This window comes from Streptomyces sp. S4.7 (genome assembly GCF_010384365.1).
Lineage (GTDB): Bacteria > Actinomycetota > Actinomycetes > Streptomycetales > Streptomycetaceae > Streptomyces.
On record NZ_CP048397.1, the window covers coordinates 5,742,352 to 5,767,987 of the forward strand.

The following is a 25,636-nucleotide window of genomic DNA, read 5'->3' on the forward strand; positions in this document are numbered from 1 at the left end:
GGAACCCGAGGCGATCCGAGAGATATCCGAAGCAACCCTTTTCCCGGGTCGGACGTCAACGTGGAGAGGGAGACACCCCGGTGTCCCGTCGACACGCCGTCCGGCCGTTCAGATGGCGTACAAAGTGCATCCGCCCGGTTGCCCCACCCTTTCGTACCACCCCTAGACTGAACATCCAGCAGGTGGCTACACGCTCGAAAGGCACCCCCGTGTCCATCGGCAACTCCCCCGAAGACGACCAGCCTTCCGCCGTCGACCCCGCTGAGGACGAGCGGCCCGCGACCGAAGAGCACAAGCCTTCGGTCGGTCACGTCCTCCAGAAAGCACGCGCCGCCGCAGGTCTCACCATCGAGCAGGTCAGTGCCTCCACCCGGGTGCGCGTTCCCATCGTGCAGGCGATCGAGGAGGACGACTTCTCGCGCTGCGGCGGCGACGTCTACGCGCGCGGGCACATCCGCACGATCGCGCGCTCCGTCGGGATCGATCCCGAACCTCTCGTCGGGCAGTACGACGCCGAGCACGGCGGGCGCCCGTCGCCCACGCCCGCCGCCCCGCTGTTCGAGGCCGAGCGGATCCGCCCCGAGCGGCGCCGGCCCAACTGGACGGCCGCCATGGTCGCCGCGATCGTCGCGGTGATCGGTTTCGTCGGCTTCACCATGTTCGACGGTGCCGACGACGAGGGGCAGGGCAAGCGGATCGCCGAAGGCCCGGCACCCGAGAAGACGACCTCCGAGCCGAGCACCAAGAAGCCCGCCGACCCGAAGCCCGACCCCTCGGACAGCGCCATCGCCGCGGCCCCGGCCGACAAGGTGACGGTCAAGCTGTCCGCGGTCGAGGACAAGAGCTGGATCTCCGCCAAGTCCCCCAACGGTGAACTGATCTTCGACGGACTGCTGCTCAAGGGCGAGTCCAAGACCTTCCAGGACGACGAACAGATCGACTTCATTCTCGGCAACGCCGGAGTGATCGACATCTTCGTCAACGGCAAGCAGGTCGACGAGGACTTCAAGCCGGGCCAGGTCGAGCGCCCCTCGTACACGAAGGGCGACCCCGAAGCGGGCTGACGCCGCGGCCGGCGCCGAGAGGCGCCGGCGGGCACCGGTCGAGCCCAGGGGCGGTGCACGGCAGCACGGCGGTGAGGTGCGTGGGGAGGCCTCCCGAATGTGCTCCACCACCCCCGGGCCGTCCGGCCAACCCTGCGCGCCAGGCGGGCGGCCCGGACAAAGTAGTCTTGAGCCCATGCCCGAACGCCGTACCGTCGCCCTTGTCACGCTTGGCTGCGCCCGTAACGAGGTGGACTCGGAGGAGCTTGCAGGCCGCTTGGCAGCGGACGGCTGGGAGCTCGTCGAGGAAGCCGCCGACGCGGACGTCGCCGTTGTCAACACCTGCGGCTTCGTCGAAGCCGCCAAGAAGGACTCCGTCGACGCCCTGCTGGAAGCCAACGATCTGAAGGATCACGGCAGAACCCAGGCCGTCGTCGCCGTCGGCTGCATGGCGGAGCGGTACGGCAAGGAGCTCGCGGAATCGCTCCCCGAAGCGGACGGCGTACTCGGATTCGACGACTACGCCGACATCTCCGACCGCCTCCAGACCATCCTCAACGGCGGTATCCACGCCTCGCACACACCTCGCGACCGGCGCAAACTGCTCCCGCTCAGCCCGGCCGACCGGCAGGGCGCCACCGGTGTGGCCCTGCCCGGCCACGGCGCCGGGACCGCTCCTCCTGCAGAGGCGGTCATCCCGGCCCCCGCCGATCTGCCGCAGGGACTCGCGCCGGCCTCCGGTCCGCGCGCCCCGCTGCGCCGGCGCCTCGACAACAGCCCCGTCGCCTCCGTGAAGCTGGCCTCCGGCTGCGACCGGCGCTGCTCCTTCTGTGCCATCCCCTCCTTCAGAGGCTCCTTCATCTCGCGCCGCCCCTCCGACGTGCTGGGCGAGACCTGCTGGCTCGCCGAGCAGGGCGTGAAGGAGATCATGCTCGTCTCCGAGAACAACACCTCCTACGGCAAGGACCTCGGCGACATCCGCCTCCTGGAGACGCTGCTGCCCGAACTCGCCGCGGTCGACGGGATCGAGCGGGTACGGGTCAGCTACCTCCAGCCCGCCGAGATGCGCCCCGGGCTCATCGACGTACTGACGTCGACGCCGGGCGTCGCCCCGTACTTCGACCTGTCCTTCCAGCACTCCGCGCCCGCCGTGCTACGCGCGATGCGCCGCTTCGGGGACACCGACCGCTTCCTGGAACTGCTGGAGACGATCCGCGGCAAGGCCCCGCAGGCCGGTGTGCGCTCCAACTTCATCGTGGGCTTCCCCGGCGAGACGGAGGCCGACTTCGCCGAGCTGGAACGCTTCCTCACCGGTGCGCGGCTCGACGCCGTCGGTGTGTTCGGTTACTCGGACGAGGACGGCACCGAGGCGGCGACCTACGACCACAAGCTGGACGAGGACGTCGTGGCCGAGCGGCTGGCGCACCTGTCGCGGCTGGCCGACGAGCTGACGTCGCAGCGCGCCGAGGAGCGCCTGGGAGAGACCCTGACGGTACTCGTGGAGTCTCTCGGCTCCCCGGACGACTCCGAGGAGGGCGCCGTGGGCCGGGCCGCCCACCAGGCGCCCGAGACCGACGGCCAGGTGATCTTCACATCGCGCGAGGGTCTCGTTCCCGGTCGTATGGTCGAGGCGAAGGTGGTCGGCACCGAGGGCGTGGACCTGGTGGCGGAGTACTGCGGCTTCACCGGGGACGAGCCCCGGAGCCCCGGTGAGGAGGCAGCCAGATGACCGGAGTCCCGGCATCGGCCGAGGGCGGCCAGGGTAGGCCGGCGCCCGGCGGCAAGCTGGGGGCTGCGGCCGTCAATCAGGCCAGTATCTGGAACATCGCCAACATCCTCACCATGATGCGGCTGGTGCTCGTACCGGCCTTCGTGATGCTGCTGCTCCAGGACGGCGGGTACGACCCGGCCTGGCGCGCGTGGGCGTGGGCCGCGTTCGCCGTGGCCATGATCACCGATATCTTCGACGGGCACCTGGCCCGTACGTACAACCTGGTCACCGACTTCGGGAAGATCGCCGACCCGATCGCCGACAAGGCGATCATGGCGGCCGGGCTGATCAGCCTCTCCGCCCTCGGGGACCTTCCTTGGTGGGTGACCGGGGTCATTCTCTTCCGTGAGCTCGGGATCACGCTGATGCGGTTCTGGGTGATCCGGCACGGAGTGATTCCGGCCAGTCGCGGCGGCAAGATGAAGACCCTGGCGCAGGGCACGGCGGTCGGTATGTACGTCCTGGCGCTGACCGGGCCGCTCGCGACGCTGCGGTTCTGGGTGATGGGGATCGCGGTGCTGCTGACCGTGCTGACCGGCCTGGACTACGTCCGCCAGGCGATCGTGCTGCGACGGCAGGGACTGGCGGCCGAGCGGGACCTCGCGGAGAGGACTTCGTGACGTCGGAGACGTCGGTGACGACCGCCGGGAAGGATGCGGCGGCCGGAGACGTTCCCCCGAGGGAGGTGGCCGCCCGGGTGCTCGATGTGCTCGCGCGCCGGGGGAGCACGCTCGCCGTCGCCGAGTCGCTCACGGGCGGTCTGGTGGCGGCGGAGCTGACATCCGTTCCCGGGGCCTCGCGATCGCTCCGCGGGTCCGTCACGGCCTACGCGACGGACGTGAAGCGCGATGTCCTCGGCGTCGACGGAACACTTCTGGCCCAGCGTGGCGCGGTGGATCCCGAGGTCGCACGGCAGATGGCCGTCGGCGTACGGGGCGTGCTGGGCGCCGACTGGGGCGTCTCGACCACGGGGGTCGCGGGACCGGACCCGCAGGACGGACAGCCGGTGGGCACCGTCTATGTGGCCGTGAGCGGTCCGCACGGCGGCGAGAAAGTGGCCGCACTGCGGTTGAACGGTGACCGGGCGGAAATCCGTAGAGAGAGTGTACGGAGCGTGCTGGAACTGCTTTCCGGCGAACTGACCGGGAACGGGCGGACACAGGATACGGAACGGAACGGGGGGACTTGATGTTTGCAGCCCTGAGTGAACACGACTTCGCTCCCCGCACGGCCGCAGCGGGAGGCGGTACGGTGGGGCGAGAAGGATGCGGCTACGCGGTCCGAGGAGGGAGCCACCGATGATTCTGCTCCGTCGCCTGCTTGGTGACGTGCTGCGTCGGCAGCGCCAGCGCCAGGGCCGTACTCTGCGCGAAGTCTCCTCGTCCGCCCGAGTCTCGCTCGGCTATCTCTCCGAGGTGGAGCGGGGGCAGAAGGAGGCGTCTTCCGAACTGCTCTCCGCCATTTGCGACGCGCTTGACGTACGGATGTCCGAGCTCATGCGCGAAGTGAGCGACGAACTGTCGTTGGCCGAGCTGGCCGCGTCCGCAGCGGCGAGCGAGCCGGTGCCCGCGGCGGTACGTCCGATGCTCAATTCCGTCTCCGTGACGTCGGTGGCAGGTGTGCCGACGGAGCGGGTGACCATCAAGGCGCCAACAGAAGCGGTGAATGTCGTCGCCGCCTGATACGAACGGTGTGACCGAGGCCTGAGCCCCGGACGGTCCCAGTGGCCGGCCGGGGCTTCTGCTTTGCCCGTTCACGGTCACGACTCCGCCTGCCGCCCGTTTGCCGGTCAGGGTGATGCCATTGCCCCGAAATGAGCCTTTTGGGGTCTTGTGCGAAGGTGGGCATACGTGCGAACAGAACTGGAAGGACGCCCCATGTCTGTCGTCAAGAGCTCACTGCCCGAGGCGGATCTGAAACTGGTCGGCGAGGCCCTCCAAGGCGCGCTCGTCGACCTGCTCGACCTCTCACTGGTGGCCAAGCAGGTGCACTGGAACATCGTGGGACCGCGCTTCCGGTCCGTACACCTCCAGCTCGACGAGGTCGTCACCACGGCCCGGAGCCACTCGGACACCGTGGCGGAGCGTGCCGCGGCGATCGGGGTGACCCCGGACGGCCGTGCGGCGACGGTGGCGGCCCAGAGCGCGGTCGGCACCGTGGCCGACGGCTGGATCAAGGACGCGGACGCCGTACGGACGCTGGTGGACGGCCTCGGCGCGGTGATCGTCCGGATGCGGGAGCGGATCAGGGTGACCGACGAGCCCGATCCGGTCACCCAGGACATCCTGATCGGGCTCACGGCCGATCTCGAAAAGCACCACTGGATGTTCCAGGCGGAGAGCGCGTAGGCGCGTGAGCCGGGTTCGGGTCCAGGTACGGGCGCGGCGGGTGCGCCGGGCGGTGTGCGTCGGGGTGTGCCCCGGCGGCGGTCCGATATGCGCCGTGCACGCCTCCCGTGCGCCCTTTCGGCGGATACGCGGGCCGGTCTAGCGTCGGTCCGAGGAGGCGGCCATGGCACGGCGACGGATCCTTCTGCCGGCTCTCGCGGCCGGCGGGCTCTGGTGGTGGGCCGTACTGCGGCTCGCCCTCGCGCCGGAGCACGCCGGGGTCATCGAGGGGGCGGTGGCGGCGGGCGGCTGGGGGCTGAGCCTGCTGCCGGTGCACGCGGCGGCCCGTCCGTCGGTGCGGCCGGGGAAGGGCGCCGCGGTGCTGGAGCATCCGGGCAGCCCCGAAGGGGCGGGCGGCCCGGACGGTTCTCAGGGGACGGGTCCCAGCTGGCAGCGTGGGCACCAGTAGACGGGGCGGTCGTCGTCCGTCTTGCTGATGGGGGTGCCGCAGCGACGGCAGGGGAGGCCGCCGCGGCCGTACACGTACAGATGACGGCGCGAGCGCTCCCGGTTGGCCTCCAGGAGTTTCTTCGCGGCCGTCACCAGCCGCTCGGGCGACGGCAGGTCCCCGATGGGCAGCCAGGGGGTGGTGCGGGTGAGGAAACACGTCTCGCACCGGAAGACGTTGCCGATGCCCGCGAGATTGCGCTGGTCCAGCAGCGCGTCCCCGACGGTGCGGGCCGGTTCGGCGAGCAGATTGCGCAGGGCGGTCTCCGGATCCCAGTCGGGCCCGAGGAGATCCGGGCCCAGATGCCCCACCACACGCTCCTCGTCCGCCGTCCGCAGGAGTTCGAGCACCGGGAGCCGGTAGCCGACGGCCGTGCGTTCGGCGTTGCCGAGGATCGCGCGGATCTGATGGCCGGGGCCGCCGCGCCAGCGCTCGTCGGCGCCGTACACCCGCCAGGCCCCGTCCATCCGCAGATGAGAGTGGAGGGTGAGGCCGCCGTCGATGCGGGTCAGGAGATGTTTGCCGCGCGGGGTGACGTCGAGGACCGTCCGGCCGGTGAGGTCGGAGGTCGCGAACCGGGGGACACGGAGGTCGGACCGGGTCAGCAGCCGCCCGGCGAGGGCGGTGTGCAGGCGCCGGGCGGTCTGCAGGACGGTGTCACCTTCGGGCATGTTTCCATCATGCGCGAGACGGGCACCGTGACGAGCGGCGTACGGGGTGTGGCGTGCGCGGATGTACGGCGACCGGCCCTCGTCGCCGCGGCGGCGGGACCGGGCTCAGGCCCGAAGACGCAGGCCCCTCGGGGTGGCGTGGAATCCCGCAGACTCCAGGACGCGGCCGACGGGGGAGGTCAGCGCCTGTTCCCCGTTGGCCCGCTCCACCGTGACCGTACCGAGCGCGCCGGCCCGGGCCGCCGCCGCCAGGGCCTCGGCGGCCGAGCGCAGCGCCACGTCGTCGTCGGCGTCCGCACGGTCCGGATCGGACGGGGCGGCGGGATCGCCGGGCCAGGCGAGGAGGGTCCTGCCGCCGCGTTCCATGTACAGCGTCAGTGCGCCGTCGACGAGGACCACCAGGGAGCCCGCCTTGCGGCCCGGTTTGTGGCCCGCGCCCGAAGGCGGGTCCGGCCAGGGCAGCGCCGCTCCGTACGCGTTGGCGGGGTCGGCGGCGGCCAGCACCACGGCACGCGGCGAGGGGTCGGACGCGGCGCGGTCACGGGCCGTGGAGGCCGCGCGGAGGCGGTCCACCGCCCCGTCCATCGCGAACTGGGCCGCGCCCAGGCCCTCGACGACATAGCCGCGACGTGCATGACCGCTGTCCTCGAAGGCGGAGAGCACCCGGTACACGGCCGAGAAGCCGCCCTCGATGCCCTCGGCGGCGACGGCTCCCCGGGTCACCACACCGTGGCGGTCCAGGAGCGTGCGGGCCAGGGCGTGGGCGCGGCGTGTGGCGTCCGGGTCGGGGACCGGGAGCAGCGACCAGCGTCCGCTGACGGTCGGCGGTCCCGTACGGGAGGCGGGCCGGGCCGCGGCGGTGAGGGTTCCGTAACGCCCGCGCGGGACGGTGCGTCTGGCGCGGTGGGCCGTCGCGCCCGCCGTACGCCCGGAGCCGAGCAGTGAGCGCAGCGGCGCCAGGGTGTCGTTGGTCAGCCGCCCCGACCAGGCCAGGTCCCAGACCGCGTCGGCCAGTTGGGGATCGGTGACATCGGGGTGGGTGGTGGCCCGCACCTGGTCGGTGATCTGACGGAAGAACAGCCCGTAACCGCCGGACAGGGTGGTGAGGACCGACTCGTGCAGCGCCGTCAGCTCAAGAGGGTGCGGCGGTGGGAGCAACAGTGGTGCGGAGTCCGCCGGATAGAGGGAGATCCAGCCGTCCTTGCCGGGAAGGGCCCCGGCTCCGGCCCACAGGACCTCGCCGGTGGTGGTCAACTCGTCCAGGAGCGTCGGCGCGTAGCCCGCGACCCGGGAGGGGAGCACCAGCTTCTCCAGCGCGGACGCCGGGACGGACGCGCCCTGCAACTGCTCGATCGCGCGGGCCAGTCCGTCGATGCCGCGCACGCTGTGGCTGCCCAGATGCTGCCACTGCGGCAGGAACGTGGCGAGCGCGGCGGGGGGCACCGGTTCCAGTTCGTGCCGCAGCGCGGCGAGCGACCTGCGGCGCAGTCGGCGCAGCACCGTGGCGTCGCACCACTCCTGGCCGATCCCCGACGGGTGGAACTCGCCCTGGACGACGCGGCCCCCGGCGGCGAGGCGCTGGAGCGCGCCCTCGGTGACGGCGGGGCCGAGTCCGAAGCGGTCGGCGGCCCCGGAGGAGGTGAACGGGCCGTGTGTGCGGGCATGGCGCGCCAGGAGATCGCCGAGGGGGTCCTTGACCGGCTCGGTGAACGCCTCGGGGACGCCGACGGGCAGGGCGGTGCCGAGCGCGTCACGCAGCCGGCCCGCGTCCTCGATCGCCGCCCAGTACTCGGCGCCGCCGATCCGGACCCGGATGGCGCGGCGGGCCGCGGCGAGCTCCGCCGGCCACCCCGGCTCCGATCCCCGCTGCGCCAACTCGGCGTCGGTGAGCGGCCCCAGGACCCGGAGCAGGTCCGCCACGCCCTCCACGTCCTTGACGCGGCGGTCGTCGGTGAGCCACTGGAGCTCGCGCTCCAGCTCCTCCAGGACATCGGCGTCCAGCAGTTCGCGCAGCTCCGCCTGGCCGAGGAGCTCGGCCAGCAGGCGCGAGTCCAGGGAGAGCGCGGCGGCGCGGCGCTCCGCGAGGGGGGAGTCGCCCTCGTAAAGAAACTGCGCGACGTACCCGAAGAGAAGCGAGCGGGCGAACGGCGAGGGCTCGGTGGTCGTGACCTCGACCAGCCGGACCCGGCGGGATTCGATGTCACCCATCAGCTCGGTGAGACCGGGCACGTCGAAGACGTCCTGAAGACATTCCCTCACGGCTTCCAGGACGATGGGGAACGAGCCGAACTCGCTTGCCACCTGGAGCAGTTGGGAGGCCCTTTGACGCTGCTGCCAGAGCGGTGTGCGCTTTCCGGGACTGCGGCGCGGCAGCAGCAGGGCGCGCGCCGCGCACTCACGGAAGCGGGCGGCGAACAGCGCGGAGCCCCCCACCTGATCGGTGACGATCTGGCCGACCTCGCCGCCCTCGAAGGCGACATCACCCGCGCCGACCGGTGCCTGCTCGCTGTCGTAGGCCGGATCGGGCGCCATCGGGTCCTGGTCCAGAAGATCCAGGCTCAGCAGATCGGCGTCGGGCAGCCGGAGCACGATGCCGTCGTCGGCGTGCATGACCTGGGCGTCCATCCCGTACCGCTCGGAGAGCCGGGCGCCGAGGGCCAGCGCCCACGGCGCGTGGACCTGGGCACCGAACGGGGAGTGGATGACGACCCGCCAGTCACCCAGGTCGTCGCGGAACCGCTCCACAAGGATCGTCCGGTCGTCGGGGACGTGGCCGCAGGCACGGCGCTGCTCGTCCAGATACGCCAGGACGTTGTCCGCAGCCCATGCGTCGAGGCCGGCGGCCACCAGCCGCAGCCGGCCGTCCTGCGGGGACAGCGCGCCGACCTCGCGCAGGAACGCGCCCACCGCGCGGCCCAGTTCGAGCGGACGGCCCAACTGGTCGCCCTTCCAGAAAGGAAGCCGGCCCGGCACGCCGGGAGCGGGGGAGACGAGCACCTGGTCGCGCGTGATGTCCTCGATACGCCAGGAGGTCGTGCCCAGCGTGAAGACGTCGCCGACCCGCGACTCGTACACCATCTCCTCGTCCAGCTCGCCCACCCGGCCGCCGCCGCGGCCCTTGCCGCTGCCGGAACCGGCGCCGGAGGATCCCGCGAGGAACACACCGAAGAGGCCGCGGTCGGGGATGGTGCCGCCCGAGGTGACGGCGAGGCGTTGCGCACCGGGGCGGCCCGTGACCGTACCCGTCACGCGGTCCCACACCACACGGGGGCGCAGCTCGGCGAACGCGTCCGAGGGATAGCGGCCCGCGAGCATGTCGAGGACGGCGCTGAACGCCGACTCGGGCAGCGAGGCGAAGGGCGCCGCACGCCGGGCCAGGGCGAGCAGGTCGTCGGCCTGCCAGGTGTCGAGCGCGACCGTCGCGACGAGCTGCTGCGCCAGCACGTCCAGCGGGTTGGCGGGGATCCGCAGGGCCTCGATCGAGCCGGTGCGCATCCGCTCGGTGACGACGGCGGCCTGCACCAGATCGCCCCGGTACTTGGGGAAGACGACGCCCGTCGAGACCGCCCCCACCTGGTGGCCGGCGCGGCCCACGCGCTGGAGACCGGAGGCCACGGACGGGGGCGACTCGACCTGGATGACGAGATCCACCGCGCCCATGTCGATGCCCAGCTCCAGGCTGGACGTCGCCACGACGGCCGGCAGCCGGCCCGCCTTGAGGTCCTCCTCGACCCGGGCGCGCTGTTCCTTGGAGACCGAGCCGTGATGGGCGCGGGCCAGCAGGGGCGGTGCGCCCTTGGCGGCGCCCGACTCGGCCATGATCTCGGCCGGGGAGTGCGCCTCGGGCATGGCCTCGCCCGTGGCCCGTTCGTACGCGATCTCGTTGAGCCTGTTGCACAGACGCTCGGCGAGACGGCGGGAGTTGGCGAAGACGATCGTCGAACGGTGTGCCTGGACGAGATCGGCGATCCGCTCCTCGACGTGCGGCCAGATCGACGGCTTGTCGCCGCCGTCCGCGCCGGATCCTCCGCTGTCGGCGGCCGGGGAGCCGCCCAGCTCGCCGAGATCCGCCACGGGGACGACCACGGACAGATCGAACTCCTTCCCGGAGGGAGGCTGCACGATCTCGACCCTGCGCTGCGGGGACAGATAGCGGGCGACCTCGTCCACCGGACGGACCGTGGCCGACAGCCCGATACGGTGCGCCGGGCGCGGCAGCAGCTCGTCGAGCCGTTCCAGGGAGAACGCCAGATGGGCGCCGCGCTTCGTCCCGGCGACGGCGTGGACCTCGTCCAGGATCACCGTCTCCACACCGGCCAGCGCGTCGCGCGCCGACGAGGTCAGCATCAGGAAGAGGGACTCCGGGGTGGTGATCAGGATGTCCGGCGGTCTGGTGGCCATCGAGCGGCGCTCGGCGGCGGGGGTGTCGCCGGAACGGATGCCGACCCGGATCTCCGGCTCGGGCTGCCCGAGGCGGACGGACTCCTGCCGGATGCCCGTGAGCGGGCTGCGCAGATTGCGCTCCACGTCCACCGCGAGGGCCTTGAGCGGCGACACGTACAGCACCCGGCAGCGCTTCCGGGCCTCGGCCGGCGGCGGCACCGAGGCGAGGCGGTCCAGGGCGGCGAGGAAGGCGGCCAGGGTCTTGCCGGAGCCGGTCGGGGCGACGACCAGCACGTCCGAGCCCTCGCCGATGGCACGCCAGGCACCCTCCTGCGCCGCGGTGGGCGCGGAGAAGGCCCCGGAGAACCAGCTACGGGTCGCGGGGGAGAACGAGTCGAGTGCGGTGCCAGCCATCCCCCCATCGTGCACCCGGCCACTGACAATCGCCCGGACCAGCGGAAAGGGGTGGACGAAAACCGGGAGGTGGGGAGGGGCACGGCCGGTGCAGACTGGGGGCATGGCGGCTCGGGAGCAGGCACGGCACTGGCGCTACTCGGAGCTGCCCGGTGTCGACCTCCTGCGGGCCAAGTACATCGACAAGACCTTCGTCAGGCACACCCACGAGACGTTCGTCATCGCCGCTGTCACGGACGGCGTGGATGTGTTCCACCACGGCGGCAGCGACCAGTACGCGGGTCCGGGCAGCCTCGCGCTGGTCAACCCCGACACCCCGCACACCGGCCACGCGCGGGGCCCCGAGGGCTGGCAGTACGGAGCCGTCTACCCGTCGCCCGACCTCGTCGCGGAGATCGCGGCCGAGACGACACACATCCGAGGCACCCCCGGTTTCGCCGCCCCCGTCGTCGAGGACCCGTACACCGTCCGCCTCGTCCACCAGGTGCTGCGCGCCGCCGACGAGGGAAACGCCCTCGCCGCCGACACATTGCTGCGGGTCGCCGTCACCCGCCTCCTGCGGCTGAACGGGGGCACACTGCCGCGGCGTACGGTGCGGGGCGCGGGCGCCAGGACGGCGGCACGCGCGCGTGCCGTGCTGGAGGGGCGGATGGCCGACCCACCCTCGCTGGAGCGGCTCGCCGCCGAACTGGGCACCAGCCCGTTCGCCCTGCTGCGGGCGTTCCGGGACACCTACGACATGCCGCCGCACACCTGGCTCACCGACGCGCGGGTGCGCCGGGCTCGGCATCTGCTGGACGAGGGGACGGCTCCCGCCGAGGTGGCCGGCCTCGTCGGGTTCACCGACCAGCCGCACCTCAACCGGCATTTCAGCCGGATCGTGGGGGTGCCGCCGGGCGCGTACCGCAGGGAACGGACGCCGCGCGGCGCCTGAGCGGGCGCGACCTTCTTCGATCTGCCGAACCCGCCGCGCAAGAACGTACAAGACGGGGCCCGAGCCCGCCCCGTAGCGTCTGCGACGTGGCAGAACAGACAGCATCCGCAGACATACCCGACACGGCGGGGACACCCGGCCGCTCGGCCCCGGAGCCCATGACCCGAGCGGGAACAGCGGCGAACGGGGTGGCGGCCGGGGCCGCCGCCGGGGCAGGCCCGGAACCAGGGCAGGGCGCCGGGCACCGTACAGAAGCAGGTGCCGGGAACGGCGCGGGGGCGGTGGACGTGGCCGAGGCCGGCGCAGGGCGCGGCGGCGCGGCCGCCCGTACGGCGACGGGGGCCGAGGCCGACGGCGGGGCGAGCGGCGAACCGCAGGAGAAGCCGGACTCGGCCGTCATCCGCGACGCCCTGGGCGTCGGTGTCGCCGTCGGCCTCTCCGGCTTCGCCTTCGGCGTGACGTCCGCCGGGGCGGGCCTCACCCTCCTACAGAGCTGCGCGCTCAGCCTGCTGGTCTTCACCGGCGCCTCGCAGTTCGCACTCGTCGGCGCGCTGGCGGCCGGCGGCAACCCCCTGACCGCCGCGGCCGGTGCCTTCTTCCTCGGCGTACGGAACACCTTCTACGGCCTGCGCCTGTCCCAACTCCTGGCGCTGCCACGATTCGTACGCCCCTTCGCCGCCCAGTGGGTCATCGACGAGACGACGGCCGTCGCGCTCGCGCAGCCCACGCGGCGCGCCGTGCGCATCGGCTTCACCGTCACCGGGCTCACCCTCTACGTGCTGTGGAACCTCACCACGCTGCTCGGCGCGCTCGGCGCCGAGGCCATCGGCGACACCGACGCGTGGGGGCTCGACGCGGCCGGCCCCGCCGTCTTCCTGGCGTTGCTCGCCCCCATGCTGCGGACCACGACCAAGCGCGCGGTCGCCGGCGGCGCCGTCGTCCTCGGGCTCGGCTTCCTGCCGGTGCTGCCCGGCGGGGTGCCGGTGCTCGTCGCCGCACTCGCCGCACCCGCGGTCCTCTGGTTCGAGGGCCGCAGGACCACCGACCCGAAGGGAACGAGCCGATGAGTGTCTGGATCGCCATCGGACTGACCGCGGTCGGCTGCTACCTCGTCAAACTGCTCGGGCTGCTCGTACCCGCCGGCGCGCTGGAGCGCCCCCTCGTCCAGCGACTGTCGGCGCTCCTGCCCGTCGCGCTGCTCGCCGCCCTCACGGCGCAGCAGGCGTTCAGCGGCGCCGACGGCGCGCTGGTCGTCGACGCCAGAGCGGCCGGACTCGCCGCGGCGGGACTCGCGCTGGTGCTGCGCGCCCCGTTCCTGGTCGTCATCGCCGCGGCCGTCGCGGTCACCGCCGGGGTGCGTGCCCTCGGCGGCTGACACCGGGAGCATCGGCCCCGTCTTCACGGCGGACCGATCCGGCCGCACTCCCTGGGAGCGGGATACTGAAGTCATGCGGTTGACGATTTTCTGGGAACGGATGGCGGACCACTTCGGCCCCGCGTACGCGGACTCCTTCGCGCGCGACCATGTGATGGCGGAGCTCGGCGGCCGTACGGTGCACGAGGCCCTCGCCGCCGGGTGGGAGGCCAAGGACGTCTGGAGGGCGGTCTGCGCCGCCATGGGCGTGCCCGCGGACAAACGGTGACGTACATGTGGGCGACACTGGCTCCGTGGCACTGACCGACGAAACAGCCCAGGAACCTCAGCCGTCCGCCCCGCCGCCGCCTCCCGCGGCGGGGAACGGTGACGAGACGGCCCGCATGCCCCGCTGGCTGCCGCGTGCCATGGTGCTCGCACTCACGCTCATCGCCTGTTTCCAACTGGGCAGTTGGGCGTTCCACCAGCTCCTCGGGCTGTTGATCAACATCCTGATCGCCTTCTTCCTGGCCCTGGCCGTCGAGCCGGCCGTCAGCCGGATGGCGACCCGCGGCATACGGCGCGGACTCGCGACGTTCCTGGTCTTCTTCGCCGTACTGATCGCGAGCGTCGGCTTCGTGGTGCTGCTGGGCTCGATGCTCGCGGGCCAGATCATCGAGATCGTCGACGAGTTCCCCAGGTACCTCGACTCGCTCATCAACTGGATCAACCAGAGCTTCCGTACCGAGCTGTCACGGGTGGCCGTCCAGGACAGCCTGCTCCACTCCGACTGGCTCCAGAGATACGTCCAGAACAGCGCGAGCGGTGTGCTCGACGTCTCCACCACCGTGCTCGGCGGCCTCTTCCGGCTCCTGACGATCTTCCTGTTCTCGTTCTACTTCGCCGCCGACGGGCCGAGGCTGCGGCGCACCGTGTGCTCCGTCCTGCCCCCGGCCAAGCAGGTCGAGGTGCTGCGTGCCTGGGAGATCGCGGTCGACAAGACCGGCGGCTACATCTACTCGCGCGGACTGATGGCGCTCATCTCCGGCGTCGCGCACTACATCCTGCTGGAGATCCTCGGAGTCCCCTACGCGCCGGTGCTCGCCGTGTGGGTGGGCCTCGTCTCGCAGTTCCTGCCGACCATCGGTACCTACCTGGCCGGCGCCCTGCCGATGCTGATCGCCTTCACCGTCGACCCCTGGTACGCGCTGTGGGTGCTCGGATTCGTGGTGATCTACCAGCAGTTCGAGAACTACGTCCTACAGCCCAAGCTCACCGCCAAGACGGTCGACATCCACCCCGCCGTGGCCTTCGGCTCGGTCGTCGCCGGTACGGCGCTGCTCGGCGCCGTCGGCGCGCTGATCGCCATCCCCGCGGTCGCGACGCTGCAGGCGTTCCTCGGGGCGTACGTGAAGCGCTACGACGTGACGGACGACCCGCGCGTGCACGGCCACCGGCGCCGGGGCAGCGGGCGGACGCTGGCGCGGATACGCCGGACCCTGCGACGCGGCAGCGCACGCCTGCGACCGCAGCCCCGGTCGCCGCGCCCCGGGGGCGACGCCTGACGGCCCCCAAGGGGCCCCGGGGGCCGGGTGTCAGCCACGCAGATAGGCGAGCACCGCAAGGACGCGGCGGTTCGTCGCGTCCGTCAGGGAGAGGTCCAGCTTCGTGAGGATGCTGCCGAAGTGCTTGCTCACCGTCCCCTCACCGACATGCAACGCCGCGGCGACGGCCGCGTTGGACCTGCCCTCCGCCATCAGCGCCAGTACTTCCTGCTCGCGCGGCGTCAGCCTCGACAGAGGGTCGCGGCGGTGCCTGAGCAACTGCCGTACGACCTCCGGGTCCACCACCGTGGCCCCCTCGGCGACGCGGCGGACGGCGTCGACGAACTCCTCGACGTGCCCGATCCGTTCCTTCAGCAGATAGCCGACGCCGGTGCCGTCCGAGGAGTCGAGCAGCTCCTCGGCGTACGCGCGCTGCACATACTGGCTCAGTACGAGGACGGGCAGCTCCGGCCGCCGCTCGCGCAACTCCAGCGCGGCCCGCAGCCCTTCGTCGGAGAAGCCCGGCGGCATGCGCACGTCCGTCACCACGATGTCGGGCCGGTGCTCGGTTACCGTCGCGATCAGCTCGTCGGCGGTCCCTGCCCCGGCGACGACCTTGTGCCCGAAACGTTCGAGCAGACCGGTGAGTCCGTCCCGCAGGAGCACGCTGTCCTCGGCCAGCACGATGCGCAACATCAGATCCTCGTTCGAGTGGCAGTGCGGGAGGCTGGGGCGGTGGTCGTGCCGGGCGCCGCGGCCGTGTCGGTGGCGGCGCGGGCGGGCGGGCAGGGGATCCGTACGCGGAACTCGGTGGGACCGCCGACGGGGCTGGCGACCGCCAGATGCCCGTCCAGGACCGAGATACGGTCCGCCACGCCCTGCAGACCGGAGCCGCCGGAGAAGTCCGCCCCGCCCGCCCCGTCGTCCCTGACCTCCACGACCAGCTCGCCGCCGGCGATCCTGCCACACACCTCCGCGCGGCCGGCGCCGCTGTGCTTGGCGACGTTCGCCAACGCCTCGCAGACCGCGAAGTACACCGCCGTCTCGACCGCCTCGGGCAGCCGCCCCGGCAGCTCGAAGCGCACGTCGACCGGCACCGTCGACCGGTCGGCGACGTCCTCGACCGCGTCCTTCAGCCCCCGGTCGGTGAGCACCTGCGGGTGAATGCCCCGGATCAGCTCCCGGATCTCCACCAGCGCCGTGCTCGCCTCGTCGTGTGCCTTGGCCAGGAGGCCGCCCAGGGGCTCGCCGGAGTTCTCCAGCCTCGCCAGGCCCAGCGTCATCGACAGGGCCACCAGGCGCTGCTGCGCACCGTCGTGGAGGTCACGCTCGATCCTGCGGCGTTCCGCCTCGAAGGCGTCCACCAGCCGCATCCGGGACCGGCCGAGCTCCTGGATCCGGGAATCGACGGTGGCGTCACGGGAGGACAGCAGCTGCCTGGCCAGTGCGGCGCGCCCGGCCGCCACCACACCCAGCGGATAGGCCAGGACGGGCAGCAGGAGCGCGCCGGCCAGCGCCGCCGCGAACGCCTGCGGATAGGAGTCGGCCAGCCAGATCTTCATGACGCGGACCTCCTCGCCCCCGCCGACCGTGGCCATCACCACGGGCGTGGACAGCAGGCCGCCGCAGAGGCCGAGCACCGTTCCCAGGGCCAGCGCCTCCAGCGGCCACAGCACGAACGCGCACAGCAGCGCGTAGCCCAACTCCCGCCACGTGTTCGGCTCCTTGAGACGGACGCGGACCCAGGCGGCCAGGCCCGTACCGTCCGGTTCGCGGTGCGGATCGGGGAGTACGACGGGGTCGACCAGCCGCAGCCGGCGGCGCTCCATCGCGGCCAGCGGGATGCCCGCGAGCGCCGACATCAGCAGCAGTGGGATGCCGACGACGACCACCGCCAGCGCGCCTCCCACGACCGCCAGCAGAAGCAGGGACACCAGGGTCGCCAGACCGACGCACACGCCGCTCAGCAGATACGCCGCGGAGCGCCACGGCCAGGGGCCGCGGAGATAACGGGGCGCGCGGAGCGCCTGCCAGAGACCGGGGGAGTGCATGGACGCACGGTAGGCGGGCGCCGTACGGGGCTACCACCCAGCCAGCTCCACCATTCGCCCCGTACGCAGCCCCACCCGCCCCTTCCAGCTCGCCGGGGGGTGGAGCCAGCTCCACCACGGGCATGCCGTCCTGCTGTGATGTGCGCGGCGTCCGGCGCGACTTGAGTGATCACCATGAAATACGCAGCCATGAACGACGCCGCGAGCAGCGCCGCCGCGCCGCTCGTAACCGCCGGCAGCGGCGCGGCCGTCCGGCTCAGCTCCGTCACCCGCTCCTACGGGAAGGGCGCTGCGGCGGTGACCGCGCTCGACCGGGTCACCCTCGACATACCCAAGGGCACCTTCACCGCCGTCATGGGGCCCTCCGGTTCCGGCAAGTCCACGCTGCTCCAGTGCACGGCCGGACTGGACCGGCCCACCAGCGGGACCGTGATGCTCGGGGACCGCGACCTGACCGCGCTCAGCGAGAACAAGCTGACCCTGCTGCGGCGCGAACGCATCGGCTTCGTCTTCCAGGCGTTCAACCTGCTGCCCTCGCTCACCGCCGAGCAGAATGTGGCGCTCCCGCTGCGCCTGGCCGGCCGCAGACCGAAACGGGCCGCCGTACTCGACGTGCTGGAGCGGGTGGGACTGCGCGACCGCGCGGGGCACCGGCCCAGCGAGCTCTCCGGCGGCCAGCAGCAGCGCGTGGCGCTCGCCAGGGCGCTGGTCACCCGCCCCGACGTGCTCTTCGGCGACGAGCCGACCGGGGCGCTGGACTCGCGGACGGGCCGGGAGGTGCTGACCCTGCTGCGCGGCATGGTCGACGGCGGACAGACGGTGATCATGGTGACGCACGACCCCATGGCGGCGTCGTACGCGGACCGTGTGCTCTTCCTGGCGGACGGCAGGGTGCGGGGCGCTCTCGACTCGCCGACCGCGGACCTGGTCGCGGAGCGGATGACCGCCCTGGCGGTGGCCCCGTGCTGAGGCTGACGCTTCTCGGCATGCGGGCCCGCTGGGTCACCTTCACCGGATCGTTCGCCGCGCTCGCCCTCGGCGTGGGGCTCATCGCCGCCACGGGGCTCGCGCTCGCGGCCACGTTCGACGCCCCGCACCGGGGGCCCGAGCGCTTCGCCGCGGCCCCGGTGGTCGTCAGGGCCTCCGACATCCTGCGGGTGTCCACACCGATCGGCGAGCGTACGCAGCGGCTCGCCCGTCCGCGGGCGGTACCGGAGGGCCTGGCCGCCGAACTCACGCGGCTCGGCCGTACGGTCGCGGACCGGACGTTCCCCGTGTCGTTCGTCGGCGCTTCTTCGGGAGCTCGCGCCGACGGCGCCGACAGCGCCGGTGCCCGTGGGGACGACGGGGCGGTCGGGCACCCGTGGTCGGTCGCGGCGGCCACGCCGTACCGGCTCATGGACGGCCGCGCCCCCGCCGCGCCGGGGGAGATCGTCGTCGCCGTGGCGGCCCGCTCGGGGCCCCGGGCCGATCACGGTGTCGAGGTCGGCGACCGGGTCGGGGTCGTCACCCCGGCCGGGGCCGACAGCCGCACCGTCGTCGGGACCGTGGGCGCCACGGAGTTCGAGACCGCGGTGTTCTTCACCGACACCGAGGCCGCCCAACTCTCGCCCCGTATCGACGCGTTGGTGGTTCACGCGGACGCGGCGGACGTCCGCAGGGCCGTACGCGCGACCGCCGGCGGCACCGCCACCGCCACCGGCACCGGACCCGGCTTCGAGGTCCTGACCGGCGATGCGCGGCGCGCGGCCGATCCGGACCCGGACCGGGACAGCGAGGCCCTGGTCGCGGTCAACGCGCTGCTGGGCACGGCGGCGGGCATCACCTGCTTCGTCTCCGTCTTCGTCGTGGCGTCGACCTTCGCCTTCGCCGTGGCCCAGCGCAGACGCGAGTTCGGCCTCCTCCGTACGGCGGGGGCCACCCCGCGACAGATCCGGCGGACGGTGTTCGCCGAGGCGGTCCTCGTCGCCGTACCGGCCTCGGCGTTCGGCTGCCTGCTCGGCGCCGTCGGCGCGCCGCCGCTCGCCGCGTGGATGGTCGACAGCGGGATCGCGCCGTCCTGGTTCGCGATCGGCGACCACACCTGGCCGCTGCACACGGCCTTCTGGACGGGCCTGTGCGTGGCGACGGCCGGCGTCCTGACGTCCTCCTGGCGGGCAGGACGGATCAAGCCCACAGAGGCGCTGCGCGAGGCCGCCGTCGACAACCGGGCGATGCCCACGAGCCGTTGGCTGCTCGGAGCCCTCGTCCTGCTGGCGGGTCTCGGGCTGCTCGCGTGGTCGCTGGCCACCGATCCCGGCGAGGCGCTCAAGAGGAAGACCTACATCACCCGGCCGATGCTGCTGATCGTCGGCTTCGCCCTGTACGCGCCGGTGTTCGTGACACCACTGGTCAGGCTCGTCACCTGGCTGCCCGCCCGGCTGCCCGGGGCCACCGGCCTGCTGGCGCGGGAGAACGCGGCCACCGGGGTCCGCCGTACGGCGGCCGTCGCCGCTCCCGTACTGATCACTGTCGCGCTCGCCGCGTCCCTCCTCGGTACGACGGCGACGATCAACGAGGCCAAGGCCACCGAGGCCGCGGCGCAGACTTCCGCCGACTACGTCATCGCGGCGCCGGGTGAGGACGGTGCGCTGCCCGCCCCGTTCGTGGCACGGGCACGGAGCATCCCCGGCACGGACGTGAGCGCCTCGCGCTCCACCGCCGTGACCGTGCTGGAAGAGGGCGTCGCCCTCGTCGGATCCGAGGCCAGAGCCGTGGACCCGGCCGATCTGACGGCGGTGTCCCGGCTGCCCGTGGTGTCCGGCCGAGTGGCCGATCTGGACGACGGCGGCATCGTCGTCAACGAGGAGTGGCGGACCCGCACCGTCGGACAGCGGGTCAGGGTCTGGCTGGCCGACGGCCGCGAGACGACACTGCGGATCGTGGCGGTGCTCCGGACCGGCACCGGGAGCAACGGGGCGTACGTGACCCCGCGCAACGCCCCCGGTGCCACGGTCGACCGCGTCGACGTCGAACTGCGTGACGGCGCGGACGCCACCGCCGTCGACACCGCGCTGCGCGAGGCGGGGCGGGCGACGGAGACGACCGTCCTCACGAAGGACGCCTGGACGGCGCTGAGCCATCCGCGCTCCAGCGAGAGCACCCGCCTGGGGATGCTGCTGATCCTTGGGATCGCCCTGCTGTACACGGGGATCGCGCTGGCGAACACCCTGGTCATGGCGACGTCCGACCGGGTCGGCGATCTCGCGGTGCTCCGGCTGACCGGGGCGACGGGGCCGCAGGTGCTCCGCCTGGTCGCGGCGGAGGCGCTGGTGGTCGTGGCCGTGGGTTCCCTCCTCGGCGCCGCCGTGGCCGGCCTGAACCTCCTCGGCGTACGGGGCGCCCTCGCGCTGCTCTCCGTCCGGTCGCCCCTGATCGTGCCCTGGGGGAGTGTGGGGGCGATGGTGGCGGCGAGTGCCGTGCTGGCGGTGGCGGCCGCCGTCGTCCCCGCGATGGCGGCGCTGCGCACGAGGCCGGTCGCACTGGCGGGGTCGCGCGAGTAGCCGCCCCCCGCCCCACCCGCGACGAGTCCATCCACCGGCACTCGGCCGCTCCCTCTCGACTCCTCGGCTCCGTGTCCGCTCGGCGACACCCCCGCGAGATCGCTTGACACCAAAATCGAACAAGCATTCTCATGGGGGGTTCGGGCCGGTTGTTCGAGGTGCCGGAGGCCGGAGTTTTCCACAGGCGGGAGGACGTCGAGGCCCATTGTCAGTGGCAGGGGATAGCGTCTTCGATGTGAAGCGATCGACACAAGCAAATCGGGTGGAACCCATGGCAGGATCCGACCGCGAGAAGGCGCTGGACGCCGCTCTCGCCCAAATTGAACGGCAATTCGGCAAGGGCGCGGTGATGCGCCTCGGCGAGCGGCCGAACGAGCCCATCGAGGTCATCCCCACCGGGTCGACCGCACTCGACGTCGCACTCGGAGTCGGCGGCATCCCGCGCGGCCGTGTGGTGGAGGTGTACGGACCGGAGTCCTCCGGCAAGACGACGCTGACGCTGCACGCGGTGGCGAACGCCCAGAAGGCGGGCGGCACGGTGGCCTTCGTGGACGCCGAGCACGCGCTCGACCCGGAGTACGCGAAGAAGCTCGGCGTCGACATCGACAGCCTGCTGCTGTCCCAGCCCGACAACGGCGAGCAGGCCCTGGAGATCGTGGACATGCTGGTCCGCTCCGGTGCGCTCGACCTCATCGTCATCGACTCCGTCGCGGCCCTGGTGCCGCGAGCGGAGATCGAGGGTGAGATGGGCGACTCGCACGTGGGTCTTCAGGCGCGGCTGATGAGCCAGGCGCTCCGGAAGATCACCAGTGCGCTCAACCAGTCCAAGACCACGGCCATCTTCATCAACCAGCTCCGCGAGAAGATCGGCGTGATGTTCGGCTCGCCGGAGACCACGACCGGTGGCCGGGCGCTCAAGTTCTACGCCTCGGTGCGGCTCGACATCCGTCGTATCGAGACGCTGAAGGACGGCACCGACGCCGTCGGCAACCGCACCCGCGTCAAGGTCGTCAAGAACAAGGTCGCGCCGCCCTTCAAGCAGGCCGAGTTCGACATCCTGTACGGCCAGGGGATCAGCCGCGAGGGCGGTCTGATCGACATGGGCGTGGAGGAGGGCTTCGTCCGCAAGGCCGGCGCCTGGTACACGTACGAGGGCGACCAGCTCGGCCAGGGCAAGGAGAACGCCCGCAACTTCCTCAAGGACAATCCCGATCTCGCCGACGAGATCGAGAAGAAGATCCTGGAGAAGCTGGGAGTCGGCGTCAAGCCCGAGGCGCCCGCGGGCGAGACCGGAGCGGACGCGGCGGGTGCCGCCGCAGGTGCCCCGGCCGACGCGGCGAAGACAGTGCCGGCTCCTGCCACCAAGGCCAAGTCGGCCAAGGCGGCGGCGGCAAAGAGCTAGTTCGGCGCCGTGCCTTACGCGAAGAGGCGGCGAACTGAGCGGCAGGGCGGCAGCCCCGACTCGTCGAGGGCCGAGAAGGAGCTGCCGTCCCAGGACCCGGCGGAGCGGGCGCGGGCGATCTGTCTGCGCCTGCTCACCGGGACCCCGCGCACCCGGAAACAGCTTGCGGACGCGTTGGAGAAGCGGGAGATCCCCGAAGACGTCGCGGCCGAAGTCCTCTCCCGCTTCGAAGATGTGGGACTGATCAACGACGCGGCGTTCGCCGACGCCTGGGTGGAGTCCCGGCACCACGGCCGGGGCCTGGCCCGGCGAGCCCTGGTGCGTGAGTTGCGCACCAAGGGGGTGGACTCCGACCTGATCGACGAGGCGGTGGGGCAGCTCGACTCCGAACAGGAGGAGGCGACCGCGCGGGAGCTGGTCGCCCGCAAGCTCCGCTCCACCCGTGGCATGGAGCGCGACAGGCGGGTGCGCAGGCTCGCGGGCATGCTGGCCCGCAAGGGATACCCGCAGGGTGTGGCCCTGCGGGTGGTCAAGCAGGCACTGGAGGCGGAGGGCGAGGACACGGAAGGGCTGGACGAGGGCCTCTACTGAGGCGGGCATCTCCTGAGGACCGGTGAGCCGGGACCGTCAGGCGGCCGAAGAAGGAAGAACGACGAACGAATCCCGGCCCGCGCGGGGGGTCGGCCGGGTATCGGGTCGAGACGGCCGACCGGCTCAGTGCGAGACCGGCAGCCCTTCCGCCTTCCACGCCTGGAAGCCGCCGACGAGGTCCGTCGCGCGGTGCAGTCCCAACTGCCGTAGCGAGACAGCCGCGAGACTCGACGCGTAGCCCTCGTTGCAGATCACCACGACGTGCAGATCGTGGCTCGTGGCCTCCGCCGCCCGATGGCTGCCCAGCGGGTCGAGACGCCACTCCAGCTCGTTGCGCTCGACGACCAGCGCGCCGGGTATCAGTCCGTCACGGTCCCGCAGTTCCGCGTACCGGATGTCGACCAGCAGTGCTCCGTCCGCCGCGGCGGCGAAAGCCTCCCGCGGTTCGATCCGGTCGAGTTCCTCACGGACCCGGTCGAGCAGTTCGTCGATTCCCACAGGTTCCACAGGTCCCACAGGGGCCTCAGGTGTCACAGACGCCTCAGGTGCCGTGTGCGCACCGGGGTGCGTCCGATCGATCGGCTCCCGGCTCACTGCCACTCCTGCGGACGCTCGACCTGCTCCAGGCGGAGCACCGCGCCGGTGCGGCTGTAGCGGCGCATCAGCGGCAGCGGCGGATAGTAGGCGTGCACCGAAACGGCGTGCTCCGAGCCCGACTCGTTGCGCACCTCGTGCACATGGTGACTGCCGAAGGCCCTGGCGTCGCCCTTCGTCAACTTCCGCTCCCGGTCGACCCCTTCGGCCAGTTCCAGCGTCTTCCAGCCCTCGGTGGGCAGCCTGGCCGCGAGCGAGTCCTCCTGGAGCGCGCCCTCCGCCGTGGCGAAGGCGCCGTACGAGCCGCCGTGGTCGTGCCAGCCGGTCCCGGTGCCGGGCGGCCAGCTGATGATCCACGCCTCGCTGCCGGCGGGGCCGTCGAGACGGATCCACGTACGGCCGTCGGGATCGAGGGGAAGCGTGGAGACGAGTTCGGTGTCGGCCGCCGTACGCCGTACGAAGTCGAGCAACTCGGTCTGCGTCGGCACGCCGGAGACCGCCGCCGCGCCGCCGCCCGATGTGCCGGGTGCGACCGTCTGAGTGTCAACAGCCTTGGAAACGACGGCAGTTGGCGCTGGAGCGGTGGGCGCGGGGGTGTCGAGAGAAGCAGCCATGAAAACCGTCCTGGAAGTTCGCGGGGACGCGCCGTCATGTGCCGACACGACGAGCGCTGCGAGAAGGGGGCGAAATCAGCAGGACGGACGACACACACAGCCCGCATAGCGGACCAGGTCCATATGGACCCTCCGCCACAGGCGCACATCGGTGTCAGTCACGTTCCGGAGTACACCATGTGATCCCGACGACGGTCAATTGATGTTCGCTGTCCGGTCCCGGCCACCGGGGCGATCCGGCGCCGGAGAGGCCTCTGGCGCGCCCCCACGTGCGGCGTCGGCCGCCGCGTACAGCTCGTCGGGCCGTACGCCGCCGAAGGCCGCGACCAGATGGCCGTCGGGCCGCACCAGCAGCACCGAGTGCGCCGACGCCCCGGGATAGCTCTCCGTGACCAGCAGCTCGGCCGGCGACGGCAGGGCCGCGACGGCTTCGGCGAGCCGCGGCATCACGCCCGCGGTCAGCCAGTGCCGCCGGTCCCACACACCCGTCCCCGGCGCGACCAGCACCACCAGCACCCTGCCCCTGCCGAGCCGGTCCCGTAGCCGCACGGTCATGCCGTCGGGCGCCGTCACGAGCACGTCGTCGACGGGCGCCCCCGTCCGGGTGTCGACCGTCGCGTGCGCCTCGGCGTACGGAGGTGCGAGAGGGGAGTGCGGGTACGCGGGGGGCGCGCCCATCGGCCCCTGCCCCAGATGCCCGTCGGCGAGGAGAGTGTCATGGCCGCGTGCGGTACCAGGAAGATACGTACGCAGACCGCCGCCGCCGCGAAGTATCGTCAGCGACTGATCGGCCGCGCGCAGCCGCGCGGCGACGGCGGTACGGCGTTCCGCCTGATAGCTGTCGAGCAGCGTATCCGACGCCCCGTGGTGCCAGGCGTGCGCCAGCTTCCAGCCCAGATTGTCGGCGTCCCGCAGTCCCTCGTCGAGGCCCTGAGTGCCGAGCGCGCCCAGCAGGTGCGCGGCGTCCCCCGCGAGGAAGGCCCGGCCGACGCGCCAGCGCCGCGCGAGCCGGTGGTGCAGCGTGTACACGCCGGTGTCGAGCAGGTCGTAGGGCGGAGTGTCGCCGCACCAGCCGGTCAGGGTGTCCCGTACCCGCGCCACCAGCGCCTCCGGCGTGACCAGTTCGCCCCGGGCGGGCAGCAGCCAGTCCAGCCGCCACACGCCGTCCGTGAGCGGCCTCGCGGACACCTCCTGGCCCCCGCTCCGCCACGGCGGCTGACGGTGCAGCACGGCCTCGCCGGGCCAGGGCAGTTCGACGCGGAGTGCGGCGACCGCGTGCCGCTCCACCGCCGTACGGCCCGGGAAACGGACACCCAGGAGCTTGCGGACGGTGGACCTGGCGCCGTCGCAGCCCACCACATGACTTCCGCGCCACCAGGTCGCGCCGGGGCCGCGCGTGTGCACCGTGACGCCACGGGCGTCCTGCTCCAGCGAGTCGAGCCTGCTGTCCGGCACCAGCCGTACGAGGTCGTGGCGGGCGACGGCGTCCCTCAGACCGCGCGTGAGGGCATGCTGCGGGAGGTGTAACGGCGACGGGAGAGACGGACCGCCACGTTCCGCGCCGTCGCCGTCCGGACCACTGGTCCCACTGGCACCACCGGACTCGGCGGCATCACCGAGCCGTAGCTGCCGCATCTGCTGCTTGCGCCGCAACTGTCGCCAACCGACCCACCGGGCGCCTTCGTCACGGAGCGTGGAGCAGCCCAGCCGTACCATCAGAGCGGCAGTGTCGGGCCGCAGAACCGCCGTACGGGCCGGTCGCGGATCGTCCTTGCCGGCCCCCTCGTCCAGCACGACGGCGGGAACGCCCTGAGTGGCGAGACAGAGGGAGAGCGCGAGCCCCACGGGGCCCGCGCCGACGACGATCACCGGGTCCACGGCGCGACCTCTCCG

The 25,636-nt window shown here is 72.4% G+C and carries 23 protein-coding genes; 16 read left to right on the forward strand and 7 right to left on the reverse strand.

Annotated features, from left to right (window positions below; all coding sequences use genetic code 11):
• The first annotated feature begins 182 nt into the window (after nucleotides 1–182).
• From SSPS47_RS25630 to SSPS47_RS25660, 7 genes are all read left to right on the forward strand, one after another.
• Nucleotides 183–1,064: a helix-turn-helix domain-containing protein gene (locus tag SSPS47_RS25630; RefSeq protein ID WP_239065045.1), complete on the forward strand. Its 882-nt coding sequence runs from the start codon at nucleotides 183–185 to the stop codon at nucleotides 1,062–1,064.
• Nucleotides 1,065–1,239: 175 nt separating this feature from the next.
• The gene (rimO, locus tag SSPS47_RS25635; protein ID WP_164253029.1) at nucleotides 1,240–2,772 is read left to right on the forward strand and encodes a 30S ribosomal protein S12 methylthiotransferase RimO; all 1,533 of its coding nucleotides are present in this window, start codon (nucleotides 1,240–1,242) and stop codon (nucleotides 2,770–2,772) included.
• Entirely contained in the window at nucleotides 2,769–3,434 is a 666-nt protein-coding gene (gene pgsA / locus SSPS47_RS25640; RefSeq protein ID WP_164253030.1) for a CDP-diacylglycerol--glycerol-3-phosphate 3-phosphatidyltransferase, read from the forward strand. The genes rimO and pgsA overlap by 4 nt, the downstream gene beginning before the upstream one ends.
• Before the next feature lie 77 nt (nucleotides 3,435–3,511).
• Complete coding sequence (locus SSPS47_RS25645) at nucleotides 3,512–4,003, forward strand: CinA family protein (RefSeq protein ID WP_203558107.1); 492 nt, start codon at nucleotides 3,512–3,514, stop codon at nucleotides 4,001–4,003.
• Nucleotides 4,004–4,112: 109 nt separating this feature from the next.
• The gene (locus SSPS47_RS25650) at nucleotides 4,113–4,496 is read left to right on the forward strand and encodes a helix-turn-helix transcriptional regulator (protein WP_078074750.1); all 384 of its coding nucleotides are present in this window, start codon (nucleotides 4,113–4,115) and stop codon (nucleotides 4,494–4,496) included.
• Nucleotides 4,497–4,691: 195 nt separating this feature from the next.
• Complete coding sequence (locus SSPS47_RS25655) at nucleotides 4,692–5,162, forward strand: DNA starvation/stationary phase protection protein (RefSeq protein ID WP_164253031.1); 471 nt, start codon at nucleotides 4,692–4,694, stop codon at nucleotides 5,160–5,162.
• Nucleotides 5,163–5,325: 163 nt separating this feature from the next.
• On the forward strand, nucleotides 5,326–5,610 hold the full coding sequence (locus tag SSPS47_RS25660; protein ID WP_164253032.1) for a hypothetical protein: 285 nt from the start codon (nucleotides 5,326–5,328) through the stop codon (nucleotides 5,608–5,610).
• Here SSPS47_RS25660 and SSPS47_RS25665 read toward each other — a convergent pair.
• Both SSPS47_RS25665 and SSPS47_RS25670 read right to left on the reverse strand, forming a co-directional pair.
• Nucleotides 5,571–6,320, reverse strand: coding sequence for an Fpg/Nei family DNA glycosylase (locus tag SSPS47_RS25665; RefSeq protein WP_164253033.1), 750 nt, complete (start codon nucleotides 6,318–6,320; stop codon nucleotides 5,571–5,573). The genes SSPS47_RS25660 and SSPS47_RS25665 overlap by 40 nt on opposite strands.
• Nucleotides 6,321–6,425: 105 nt before the next feature.
• Nucleotides 6,426–11,117: an ATP-dependent helicase gene (locus tag SSPS47_RS25670; RefSeq protein ID WP_164253034.1), complete on the reverse strand. Its 4,692-nt coding sequence runs from the start codon at nucleotides 11,115–11,117 to the stop codon at nucleotides 6,426–6,428.
• A 103-nt stretch (nucleotides 11,118–11,220) separates the two neighbouring features.
• Here SSPS47_RS25670 and SSPS47_RS25675 point away from each other — a divergent pair, with 103 nt between their 5' ends.
• The 5 genes from SSPS47_RS25675 (at nucleotide 11,221) to SSPS47_RS25695 (ending at nucleotide 14,970) form a co-directional block, all read left to right on the forward strand.
• On the forward strand, nucleotides 11,221–12,051 hold the full coding sequence (locus SSPS47_RS25675; protein ID WP_164253035.1) for an AraC family transcriptional regulator: 831 nt from the start codon (nucleotides 11,221–11,223) through the stop codon (nucleotides 12,049–12,051).
• Nucleotides 12,052–12,449: 398 nt separating this feature from the next.
• Nucleotides 12,450–13,118, forward strand: coding sequence for an AzlC family ABC transporter permease (locus tag SSPS47_RS25680; RefSeq protein ID WP_164254993.1), 669 nt, complete (start codon nucleotides 12,450–12,452; stop codon nucleotides 13,116–13,118).
• Nucleotides 13,115–13,426: an AzlD domain-containing protein gene (locus tag SSPS47_RS25685; protein ID WP_147878200.1), complete on the forward strand. Its 312-nt coding sequence runs from the start codon at nucleotides 13,115–13,117 to the stop codon at nucleotides 13,424–13,426. Before SSPS47_RS25680 ends, SSPS47_RS25685 begins: the two co-directional genes overlap by 4 nt.
• A gap of 73 nt (nucleotides 13,427–13,499) precedes the next feature.
• Entirely contained in the window at nucleotides 13,500–13,694 is a 195-nt protein-coding gene (locus SSPS47_RS25690; RefSeq protein WP_147878199.1) for a DUF3046 domain-containing protein, read from the forward strand.
• Between the two features lie 115 nt (nucleotides 13,695–13,809).
• Nucleotides 13,810–14,970 carry an AI-2E family transporter gene (locus tag SSPS47_RS25695; protein WP_164254995.1) on the forward strand — a complete coding sequence of 387 codons (1,161 nt, stop codon included), beginning with the start codon at nucleotides 13,810–13,812 and terminating at the stop codon, nucleotides 14,968–14,970.
• A 30-nt stretch (nucleotides 14,971–15,000) separates the two neighbouring features.
• On the opposite strand, the gene SSPS47_RS25700 is transcribed toward SSPS47_RS25695, so the two are convergent.
• Together SSPS47_RS25700 and SSPS47_RS25705 are read right to left on the reverse strand one after the other, a co-directional pair.
• The gene (locus tag SSPS47_RS25700; RefSeq protein ID WP_203557925.1) at nucleotides 15,001–15,645 is read right to left on the reverse strand and encodes a response regulator transcription factor; all 645 of its coding nucleotides are present in this window, start codon (nucleotides 15,643–15,645) and stop codon (nucleotides 15,001–15,003) included.
• Nucleotides 15,645–17,000 carry a sensor histidine kinase gene (locus SSPS47_RS25705; protein WP_164253036.1) on the reverse strand — a complete coding sequence of 452 codons (1,356 nt, stop codon included), beginning with the start codon at nucleotides 16,998–17,000 and terminating at the stop codon, nucleotides 15,645–15,647. The genes SSPS47_RS25700 and SSPS47_RS25705 overlap by 1 nt, the downstream gene beginning before the upstream one ends.
• 189 nt (nucleotides 17,001–17,189) lie before the next feature.
• Here SSPS47_RS25705 and SSPS47_RS25710 point away from each other — a divergent pair, with 189 nt between their 5' ends.
• The 4 genes from SSPS47_RS25710 (at nucleotide 17,190) to recX (ending at nucleotide 22,535) form a co-directional block, all read left to right on the forward strand.
• Nucleotides 17,190–17,969 (forward strand): ABC transporter ATP-binding protein, encoded by a 780-nt coding sequence (locus SSPS47_RS25710; RefSeq protein WP_164254999.1) that lies wholly within the window; start codon nucleotides 17,190–17,192, stop codon nucleotides 17,967–17,969.
• Nucleotides 17,963–20,542, forward strand: coding sequence for an ABC transporter permease (locus SSPS47_RS25715; protein WP_164253037.1), 2,580 nt, complete (start codon nucleotides 17,963–17,965; stop codon nucleotides 20,540–20,542). The genes SSPS47_RS25710 and SSPS47_RS25715 overlap by 7 nt, the downstream gene beginning before the upstream one ends.
• A gap of 271 nt (nucleotides 20,543–20,813) precedes the next feature.
• Nucleotides 20,814–21,944, forward strand: coding sequence for a recombinase RecA (recA, locus tag SSPS47_RS25720; RefSeq protein WP_164253038.1), 1,131 nt, complete (start codon nucleotides 20,814–20,816; stop codon nucleotides 21,942–21,944).
• A gap of 9 nt (nucleotides 21,945–21,953) precedes the next feature.
• Nucleotides 21,954–22,535, forward strand: a complete 582-nt coding sequence (gene recX / locus SSPS47_RS25725; RefSeq protein WP_164253039.1) for a recombination regulator RecX — start codon at nucleotides 21,954–21,956, stop codon at nucleotides 22,533–22,535.
• 123 nt (nucleotides 22,536–22,658) lie between these two features.
• Here recX and SSPS47_RS25730 read toward each other — a convergent pair whose 3' ends face one another.
• The 3 genes from SSPS47_RS25730 to SSPS47_RS25740 all read right to left on the reverse strand — a co-directional run bounded on the left by SSPS47_RS25730 (nucleotide 22,659) and on the right by SSPS47_RS25740 (nucleotide 25,621).
• Nucleotides 22,659–23,069, reverse strand: coding sequence for a rhodanese-like domain-containing protein (locus SSPS47_RS25730; RefSeq protein WP_203557926.1), 411 nt, complete (start codon nucleotides 23,067–23,069; stop codon nucleotides 22,659–22,661).
• A 56-nt stretch (nucleotides 23,070–23,125) separates the two neighbouring features.
• Nucleotides 23,126–23,743 carry a cysteine dioxygenase gene (locus SSPS47_RS25735; protein WP_164253040.1) on the reverse strand — a complete coding sequence of 206 codons (618 nt, stop codon included), beginning with the start codon at nucleotides 23,741–23,743 and terminating at the stop codon, nucleotides 23,126–23,128.
• 195 nt (nucleotides 23,744–23,938) lie between these two features.
• The gene (locus SSPS47_RS25740; RefSeq protein ID WP_164253041.1) at nucleotides 23,939–25,621 is read right to left on the reverse strand and encodes an FAD-dependent monooxygenase; all 1,683 of its coding nucleotides are present in this window, start codon (nucleotides 25,619–25,621) and stop codon (nucleotides 23,939–23,941) included.
• Nucleotides 25,622–25,636: the final 15 nt, after the last annotated feature.